Below are 9,549 nucleotides of genomic sequence, written 5' to 3'. Positions count from 1 at the left end.
AATAACACGCCATTTAAATGGATAAGCATGACCAGCTGGAGAAATGCAGCGAGCCCGCTAGCAAGCTATGCAATGCCCAACCAGTGGTTCGATGAGCTGGGGTTAGTTAATATTGAACAGGTAAGGACAGGGCATGTGTTTAGCATTTATGCTGAATGGAAGTGTGCATGAGCCGTATACGAGGTCCGTATGTACGGTTCTGTGAGAGGGATGAGGCGGCAACGCCTCACCCTACTCGATGATCGTGATGTTAGTGGGCTCCGCTCGATTGTCTTGGTTAGAATATGTTTTACCCCAAGGGGTTGCTACAATAGCGGGCAGACTAGGCGATGAAATAATGATATGGAACCGCAGATCCTCAACCCGCTCACCTTGCCACTTGATGGCGTCCGATTAATCGAAGCCTCCGCTGGCACCGGTAAGACGTTTACCATTGCTGGCTTGTACCTGCGATTGTTGCTTGGGCATGGCCGCGCGGCGCCGTGTCGGGTCGAGCAAATACTGGTGGTGACGTTTACCGAAGCGGCAACCCAAGAGCTAAAAGACCGTATTCGGCGTCGCATTCATGAGGCCCGTTTTGCCTTTATGCGCGGTGAGAGTGACGATCCTATCATTGAACCTTTGCTGGCAGAGATTAGCGATCGTAAAACCGCGGCGCAGCGACTGTTAGAGGCCGAACGTCAGATGGACGAGGCGGCCATCTATACCATTCACGGTTTTTGTCAGCGGATGCTGACCCAAAATGCGTTTGAGTCGGGCAGCCTATTCAGTCATGAATTTGTCACCGACGAGCGACAGATCAAAGCGCGCGCGGCGGCCGACTTTTGGCGTCGTCGTTTTTATCCGCTGCCTAAATCGTTAGCCGGTGTGGTGAGCAGCTACTGGCCCGCACCGGAAGCCTTATTAAAAGAGATTGCGCCCTATTTATCCGGGCCGGCTGTCACGGTCAAGGCGCCTGATCTCGGCGAAGATCTCATGGCGGCACACCAAGCGGCGATTGCCAAGATTGATGCGGTGAAGTGCGCATGGCGCGAGGCGGGGGAGCAGATCAACGAGCAACTCAGCGCTGCCAAGCTCGATGGCCGCAGTTATCGCAAAGACCATTTGGCGAACTGGCTGAATGCGATGGAACAATGGGCCAATGCCGAGACGCTTGATTACCAATTGCCTGACAAATTGGAAAAATTCGCTCAACAGACATTAGCGGCCAAGAGTAAAGCAGAACCACCGAGTCTGGCGCTATTTGATCAAATTCAGGCATTGGTTGATCAGCCGCCGACGTTAAAGCCGGGATTAACCGCGCTGGCGATCAAAGAAGTTCGGCAGCTGCTCCGCCAAGAAAAACGCCGTCAAGGGTGGCTCTCGTTTGACGATCTCCTTTCTCAGCTTGCCAGCGCACTTGACCAAGATAGCCAAGGCCAGTTGGCTGCGCGTATTCGCAGCTTATATCCGGTGGCAATGATTGATGAATTCCAAGACACAGACCCGCTGCAATATCAGATTTTTAGCACTGTCTATCAGCCGCCAGTGGCGGACGATGCCCCTGTATTCGCAGACGCAGAGACAGACACAGGGGAAGAGGATGAGCGCACCGGTTTAATGATGATTGGCGATCCTAAACAGGCGATTTATGCCTTTCGTGGCGCCGATATCTTCACCTATATTCATGCCCGTGCACAGGTGAGTGATCACTATAACCTTGCCACCAACTGGCGCTCGACAGATGGCATGGTGCGCGGGGTCAATGCCTTGTTCTCACGTGCGAAGGCACCGTTTGTCTATCAAGACAGTATTCCCTTTTTAGAGGTGGCCTCTTCGCCTAGCGCCAAACAAAAGGCGCTGGTGGTGGAGGGAAACGAGCAGCCCGCGCTCACCTTTTGGCATCACAGCCCGGATGAATTGTGTGCCAAGCAAGATTTTGAACAGACCTTGGCGGTGAGTACCGCACAGCATATCACTCAGGTACTCAACCAATCGGTGGCGGGCAATAGTTATCTACAAACACCTTCCGGCCGAGCCGACATTCAGCCGCACAATATCGCTGTGTTGGTGCGCACCGGACGCGAGGCACAGCTGGTCAAGCAAGCGCTGGCCGAAAAAGGCGTGGCGTCTGTGTATCTTTCTAACCGTGATAATGTGTTCGCCAGCCCCGTCGCCAGCGACATTGAGCGCATTTTAGTGGCAGTGATGCAGCCTGAAAACGAGCGTAAGTTGCGGGCGGCGCTAGCCAGCCCTTTATTTGGCCTGACCGCTGAGCAGCTAGCATTACTCAATCAAGACGAAGCCTTGTGGGAGCAAGAGGTGGTGGCCTTTAGCCATTACCGTGATACTTGGCAGCGTCGTGGGGTGATGCCGATGCTTCGCCAAGTCGCCAGTGCCCGCCAAGTGGCAGAGAACTGGTTGGCAATGCCGCAAGGCGAGCGCTGTGTGACCGACTTTTTGCATATCGCGGAGTTGCTGCAAAGTGCCAGCCAGCAATTGGACAACCCACACGCGCTGATCCGCTGGTTACAAGAGCGAATGGCCGAGCCGGCTCAACAATCGGAAGAGCAGCAGGTACGGTTGGAGTCGGAGCGTGATTTGGTGCAAATCGTCACCATCCATAAATCGAAAGGCTTGGAATACGATCTGGTTTACTTGCCGTTCGCTTGTCAGTATCGCGAAAGCAGCCAACCGTTTTATCATGATGAACAGTATCAGCCGGTGCTGGCGCTGGATAATGTCGATGAAGGCAAAGAACGTGCTGAAAAAGAGCGGCTGGCTGAAGATATCCGCTTGCTATATGTGGCGGTGACGCGCGCCGTGTATGGGTGTTTTATCGGCTGTGCGCCCCTTAAACAAGGTAATAGTCGGCAAAAAGACTCGGCTTTGCACTTAACGGCCCTCGGTTATTTGCTCCAGCATGGAGAAGCCGGTGATGCTAGCTTGCTGGCCGAGAGTTTGGCTGGATTGGCGAGCGCGAGCGATGCGGTGGCGGTGGTCGCACCACCTGAGCCAGATGATAGTCGTTATACCCCTCAAACGGGGGCGCACGAGGCGCTAACCGCCCGTCAGTTTGACGGCAAAATTGACCGACAGTGGCGGTTAACCAGTTACTCAGGGCTGCTAAAACAAAGCCATCACATCAGCGCTTTGCCAACATTAGCCAGTTACGACTTGGACGCGGACGATGATCTCGCTGACGAGGAGACGGCGGATGTGGCGGTGGATCCTTGGTCAGTTTTTGCGTTTCCCAAAGGCGCGCGAGCCGGTACCTTTTTACATACCTTGTTTGAAGAGGTGGACTTTACCGCTGATTTGATGCGTGAAGAAGTCGCAGAGCTCATTACTCATCACCTTAGCTTGGAAAACTATGACCCGCAGTGGTGCCCGATATTGCAGCAGTGGATGACTCAGGTATTGAAGCACCCGCTTAATGAGCAAGGGCTGAGGCTGAACCAAATTGACAACGCCAGTCGATTAACGGAGATGGAGTTCGTGATGCCTTTGGCCGCACTAGACTGCCAGCGATTGAATCGACTCGCCGCGCGATATGATGCGTTATCAGCCCGAGCTGGCCAGCTCACCTTTGACACGGCGCGCGGGATGTTAAAAGGCTTTATCGATTTAACCTTCCGCGCCGATGGAAAGTATTACGTGCTGGATTGGAAGTCGAACCATTTAGGGGACAGTGTGGCCGATTATCATCCTGATGCGCTCAAAGAGGCGATGATCGCGCACCGATACGACTTTCAGTACCAGATCTATACCTTGGCGCTGCACCGCTTTTTGCGCCAGCGGATCCCAGATTATGATTACGACACCCATGTGGGGGGCGTGTTTTATTTCTTTTTACGAGGCGCCAGTGATAGCGGCGAGACCGGTGTGTTCGCGCACCGTCCCGACAAGGCGCTGATTGACGCCTTGGACAACCTCTTTGCTGGAGAGTCGATATGAAACAAGCATTAATGGCACTTTACCAGCGCGGGGAATTAAGAGCGATTGATGTGCAATTTGCTTGTTTGATGGGCGAAGAAGACACCCAATTAGATAAGGCTGCTATCACCGTATGGGCGGCACTGCTGAGCCGTGAAGTGGGCAAAGGCCATGTCTGCCTTGATTTGCACCAGTGGCAGCCACCCAGTGACGTCGCTTGGCAGCCTTTATTGGCGCACATTGATAGCCAAGCGCCAAGTGAGCAATTGGCACAGGCGTCGGTGGTGTCTGACGGGACGCAGGCGACGCCCTTGGTGCTTGCCGGACACCGACTGTATTTGCATCGCTACTGGCATGCCGAGCAGCAAGTGGCAGGGCATATTCGCCAGCGTCTGACCGCGCTGCCGGTACCGGATGAAGCCAGACAAACCCTAGATAACTTATTTGTCGCCTCACAGGCAGAGATAGATTGGCAAAAAGTGGCGGCAGCCACCGCGTTGACCCAACCTTTTGCGGTGATTTCGGGTGGGCCAGGTACGGGGAAAACCACCACCGTCGCCCGTTTGTTGGCGGCGCTGGTGGCATCGCACCACGCCGAGCGTACAGCCTCTGCAGCGCTCACTATCAAGCTGGTGGCCCCGACCGGCAAAGCGGCCAACCGATTGACTGAATCACTAGGACGGGCGATTGCCGCCTTGCCTGTTGATCATGACGTGAAAGCGGCGCTACCGACCCAAGCCAGTACCATTCACCGATTATTAGGGGCGATTCCGCAGCGAGTAGCGTTTCGCCATCATAAAAATAATCCCGTGCATGCGGATGTGTTGATTGTCGATGAAGCCTCGATGGTGGACTTGCCCTTGATGGCACAGCTGTTCGATGCCTTGGCGCCCTCAACACGCATTATTTTGCTGGGGGATAAAGATCAGCTTGCCTCGGTGGAAGCGGGGGCGGTGCTAGGCGATATTTGTCAGTACGCCGAGGCGGGCTATCCAGCGGCGCAAGCAGCGCGTTTAAGCCAACTGACTGGCTTTGATGTACCCGAAAATCCGCACGCGCCAGCGATTGCCAGTGCTCTGTGTCTGCTGCGCAAAAGTTATCGCTTTGATGCCCAATCCGGCATTGGCCAGCTCGCCTTTGCGGTGAACCGAGGAGAAATGGCTGAGGTGGGGGCGGTGTTAAAACGTGGCTATAGCGATATTGCCCACCATGTGTTGAGTGATGACAGCTATCAGGCCCTGATGCAACAAGCGGTGACAGGATATCGCGATTACTTAACGACACTCGACAATGCAACGCTCGAAAACCCGTCATCGATGGCGGACGTGCTGAGTGCCTTTAGCCAATTTCGTTTGTTGTGTGCATTGACTGAAGGTCCATTTGGCGTCGCTGGTCTCAACCAAGCTATTGAGCAGCACTTGGCGTCGGCAGGGCTGATCGCCAAAGAGCGTGACACTTGGTACCACGGCCGACCGATCATGATTTTGCAAAACGATCATGCTCTGGGGTTGTATAACGGTGACATTGGGATTGCGGTGCAGCAAGGGGGGATTACGCGAGTAGCGTTTGAAACCCACGATGGAGAGGTGCGCTATTTGCTTGCCAGCCGTCTGCCCGCCCATCAAACTGCGTTTGCGATGACGGTGCATAAATCACAGGGTTCGGAGTTTGCGCATACAGTGTTGGTATGTCCGCCCACCATTTCACCGGTGATCACCCGCGAGCTGATTTACACCGGCATCACGCGGGCGAAGCGCCAGCTTGATCTTTACGCGTCTTGGCCGGTGCTGCGCCACGGTGTGGGCGCACGCACCGCCCGGTATAGTGGTTTGCCGGATGCTTTGATAGCGCCTTGAGTGTAGCGAGATACGCTAAAGCGCTAAAGTCAGCACCTTAGAGCGCCGCTGATAGTTGTACAGCTCTTGGCGAGTGTTAGGGAGTGCTGACACATCGGAGAGCAAAAAGCCTTGTTCCAAAAACCAATGTAAACTGTGGGTGGTGAGTACAAAAATGGTCTCGAGCCCTTTGGCTTTAGCACGTTGCTTGAGGTGATTGAGGAGCATGACGCCGCGGTCGCCATCACGGTAGTCTGGATGAATAGCGACACATGCCATCTCGCCGGTGCGCGCTTCACTAAACGGATAGAGTGCGGCGCAGCCTATCACTAACCCATCTCGTTCGATGATGGTAAAGCGTGGGATTTCTTGCTCCAATTGTTCTCGCGAGCGGCGCACTAGGATCCCTTGTTGCTCCAAAGGCCGGATCAAATCCAAGATCCCACCGATATCGTCAATCTGGGCTTGGCGCACTTTTTCGGCACGCTCCATCACGATCTGGGTGCCGATCCCCTCAATTGAGAACAGCTCTTGGATTAATGCCCCATCTTTTTTATAGCTGATCAAATGGCTACGCGTAACGCCCGCGCGACACGCAGCAATTGCGCCTCGTAAAAAACGACTGGTGCCAGAGCCGGTATCGCCAGCGGCTTCTCGCGCTTCTAAAAGCGGTTGAGCTTGGGTGGGCAGTAACTCAGAAATCACCTCATTGTCTTGATTTAAGACCCCTTGCTCGGAGCAAAAGCCAATCAGCTTGTCTGCGCGTAACCGAATCGCGACCTGAGTCGCCACTTCTTCGGAGGTGAGATTAAAGCACTCCCCTGTGACTGAGCTGGCTACCGGCCCCATCAGTACGATCGCGTTTTGATCGAGCTGGCGCTGAATGCCGTCAATATCGATGCGGCGAATTTTGCCACTATGGCAATAATCAATTCCATCATCGACGCCCAACGGTTGCGCAATAACAAAATTACCACTGATCACATTAATCTGAGCGCCCGCCATTGGGGTGTTGTTGAGCCCCATAGATAAACGTGCCGTAATGTCGAGTTGCACTTGGCCGGCTGCTTGTTTGACTACTTCAAGCGCGTGGCTGTCGGTGATGCGTATTCCTTTATGATAAGGTGTTTTCAGTCCGTACTGATTTAAGGTGCGATTGATTTGCGGGCGGGCGCCAAACACCAATACCAGCTTCATGCCTAGGCTATTGAGTAGGGCGATATCATTGACGATATTCTGAAAGTTCTCATCCGCCATGGCCTCGCCACCCAGCATGATCACCGCAGTTTTATCTCGGTGAGCGTTGACATACGGCGCCGATTGGCGAAACCCTTTAACCAGTGCGGTACTTCTTATCTTCACGTGCCTATCCGTCTAAATATTCACTTACAGTGCCTTTTTATTCTCTTTGGGTGATAAGTGTCAAGCCTTTAGTCATTTTACTATGCGCTGTCGTGTCTGCGCGCCCGAGCGATAAAGAGGCAAGGTAACGGGGCAAATTAGCTCCTGTTTGGGAACCAAACTCACAAGATTTGCAAACTGCGTCTAAAGTAGACAATGGGATTGGTTAAAATATCCTGATTATCAGTGAGTGAGGTTGTAGCGTGCGGTTGACCAAACAAATATTTTTACTGGTGTTTATTATTCTAGCGGGTGGCGCCAGTTTTCTTGTGGCAACTCGCCCCGAGTTTTTTGCCCCTGAGATGACCAAAAAAGATCTATACGGTGAGTGGGTGGAACTAGAGGTGGCCCCTTATGCGGCTGACCGTTTTGAGGTGCGCTCGGATGGCATTTATACCAATGGCAGTCGTGCGACTACCGCTTATACGTTTGATGGCGATGAGCTGTCGTACACGATTGGCACACAAGAGTATCTGTATCGCGTAGAGAATAAATCAACGCTAGAAAGGCTATCGCCAGCGCACTATACGTCTATGTTCGGTAAGGCGAATTAAGTTTGCGCGCAGCGCTGCTGCAAGTGAAGAGGCGCCAATTGCGATCAATGGCAATATGGCGCCACTTTACACGCTAGTATTTAACCGCGTCGAGAGATGAAAGCAGTTCATTAACCGAACACTGCTTCATGGCCACGCGGCGAAGAATATCGGCGGTGGTTTCATCGCCACCGAGACAACGTTGAATGCTGGTATTGATAGTGTTTCGAGTGCAGCCCTCACTGGCCATCATTCGAATCCATTGGTATTCCACTGCATCGGTATCAAGAAGCGTTGAACGCCCAACTTTCAGATCCATAGCAACCTGTACTCCCTTGATGTTGCATTTATTATGCAATTTTGTTTCAGACACAGTACATAACAATTATATGACACTTTCATGAATGTCGCCTACTTCAGGCAGGTAAGCGAGGTTTGATCACATTCAATGTGTATTGATTTTCAGACAGTTACAACTTAGCGATGAGAAGTGATTGCGAAGTGTAGGTCTTTTTGCGAGCCTTAGCGCTACAAACTACTGATTGGATTACAGTGTGAAAAAAGCGTTAGTCGTGATGGGGTGTGTGGTCGCACTCGCAGGGTGTGTACGTCCCACTGACCGTGGTCAACAATATGTTGATGGGCGGTTTGAATCAATTTTAACTCCAGTGCCACACGTGGTGTCTGATAGCCCACGTGACTTTAGTCTGTTTAATGATCAGTTAGCCGAAGTAAAAGCGAAATCGCCTTCGCTAGTGGCCAAGCATCAAGCGGTATACCAGCGTTTGCAAGCGTGGCTGGATGCAGGAGGCAATGTGGAAGCACTTGCTGAGTTTGGACTGGGTGTCGACCAAATGGGCGGTGGTGATGACTTTGGTAACGTGATGTTTACCGGCTATTTCTCACCAGTGATTGAGATGCGCCATCAACCCGATGCCTTGTTCCGCTATCCGGTTTATGCCAAACCCTTTTGCGATGACGACTGCCCAGATCGCAAAGCGATTTACGATGGAGCCTTAGATGGGTTGGGGTTAGAGCTGGGTTATAGCGCTTCTTTGATTGATAACTTTATTATGGAAGTTCAGGGCAGTGGTTTTGTCCACTTTGGCGACAACGACCAACTCGAGTATTTTGCCTACGGTGGCAAGAATGGCCACCCTTACGTCAGCATCGGTAAAGTCTTGATTGAAAACGGTGAAGTGCCGCGTGAAAAAATGTCGCTGAAAGCGATCAAAGACTGGGTGGCGGCTCATGGTGAAGAGGAAGTTCGTGAGTTACTGGAGCAAAACCCCTCTTATGTTTTCTTCACGCCTAAGGCGGCAGATCCCGTGAGTGGCACGGCAGGTATTCCATTGAAAGCCGGCGCATCTGTGGCGGCGGATAGACGTTACTTACCGATGGGGAGTGTGCTACTCGCTGAAGTGCCTCAGTTGGATGAGCAAGGCAACTGGACAGGCGAGCATGTACTCAAGCTGTTAATGGCATTAGATACCGGTGGGGCGGTGAAAGAAAATCATCTTGATTTGTACCACGGTATGGGCAATGACGCTGGAGAACGTGCGGGGCATTACAAACACTTTGGCCGAGTTTGGAAGCTTGAAGCGTTGGCGCCCCAGCTTGCGAGTCAGCCTTAGAGAGTGTCACTCACGGAGTTGAAGCGATAAAAAAGCGAGCATTGAATGCTTAATGCATGTGAATTAAGCTGAGTTACGTCTTTTAGAAGGCCTAGTCCACATTGGCCCTTGGCTTCTTCTCTTTGGGTGTATGTCCTCTGTGGTCGCCATATCATTCAAACACACACCAAACCTACGTCAGAGTATGAAGATGTACGACACTATACCACAAACAGACAACATTACACCAAA

6 protein-coding genes and 1 pseudogene are annotated in these 9,549 nt (G+C 52.5%); 5 read left to right on the top strand and 2 right to left on the bottom strand.

All coding sequences use genetic code 11. From position 1 onward, the window contains the following. From BGK46_RS17980 to recD, 3 genes and pseudogenes are all read left to right on the top strand, one after another. Nucleotides 1-171, top strand: a pseudogene (locus BGK46_RS17980) (group II intron reverse transcriptase/maturase); the annotation flags it as partial. Nucleotides 172-342: 171 nt separating this feature from the next. Further along, nucleotides 343-3,936, top strand: coding sequence for an exodeoxyribonuclease V subunit beta (recB, locus tag BGK46_RS01220; protein WP_069586651.1), 3,594 nt, complete (start codon nucleotides 343-345; stop codon nucleotides 3,934-3,936). After that, the gene (gene recD, locus BGK46_RS01215) at nucleotides 3,933-5,771 is read left to right on the top strand and encodes an exodeoxyribonuclease V subunit alpha (RefSeq protein WP_069586650.1); all 1,839 of its coding nucleotides are present in this window, start codon (nucleotides 3,933-3,935) and stop codon (nucleotides 5,769-5,771) included. The genes recB and recD overlap by 4 nt, the downstream gene beginning before the upstream one ends. A gap of 15 nt (nucleotides 5,772-5,786) precedes the next feature. Here recD and argA read toward each other — a convergent pair whose 3' ends face one another. Further along, the gene (gene argA / locus BGK46_RS01210; protein WP_069586649.1) at nucleotides 5,787-7,112 is read right to left on the bottom strand and encodes an amino-acid N-acetyltransferase; all 1,326 of its coding nucleotides are present in this window, start codon (nucleotides 7,110-7,112) and stop codon (nucleotides 5,787-5,789) included. Between the two features lie 242 nt (nucleotides 7,113-7,354). Here argA and BGK46_RS01205 point away from each other — a divergent pair, with 242 nt between their 5' ends. Next, on the top strand, nucleotides 7,355-7,705 hold the full coding sequence (locus tag BGK46_RS01205; protein WP_069586648.1) for a DUF2850 domain-containing protein: 351 nt from the start codon (nucleotides 7,355-7,357) through the stop codon (nucleotides 7,703-7,705). A gap of 73 nt (nucleotides 7,706-7,778) precedes the next feature. Here BGK46_RS01205 and BGK46_RS01200 read toward each other — a convergent pair whose 3' ends face one another. After that, nucleotides 7,779-8,003, bottom strand: a complete 225-nt coding sequence (locus tag BGK46_RS01200) for a hypothetical protein (RefSeq protein WP_069586647.1) — start codon at nucleotides 8,001-8,003, stop codon at nucleotides 7,779-7,781. 235 nt (nucleotides 8,004-8,238) lie between these two features. Between BGK46_RS01200 and mltA the strand changes: the two genes are divergently transcribed. Beyond that, nucleotides 8,239-9,318 (top strand): murein transglycosylase A, encoded by a 1,080-nt coding sequence (gene mltA, locus BGK46_RS01195; protein ID WP_069586646.1) that lies wholly within the window; start codon nucleotides 8,239-8,241, stop codon nucleotides 9,316-9,318. The last annotated feature ends 231 nt before the right edge of the window (nucleotides 9,319-9,549 follow it).

The sequence above is a fragment of the Salinivibrio sp. SS2 genome (assembly GCF_001722075.1).
GTDB lineage: Bacteria > Pseudomonadota > Gammaproteobacteria > Enterobacterales > Vibrionaceae > Salinivibrio > Salinivibrio proteolyticus.
The sequence above is the reverse complement of the archived record's forward strand: the minus strand, read 5'-3'. Positions and strand labels throughout refer to the sequence as shown.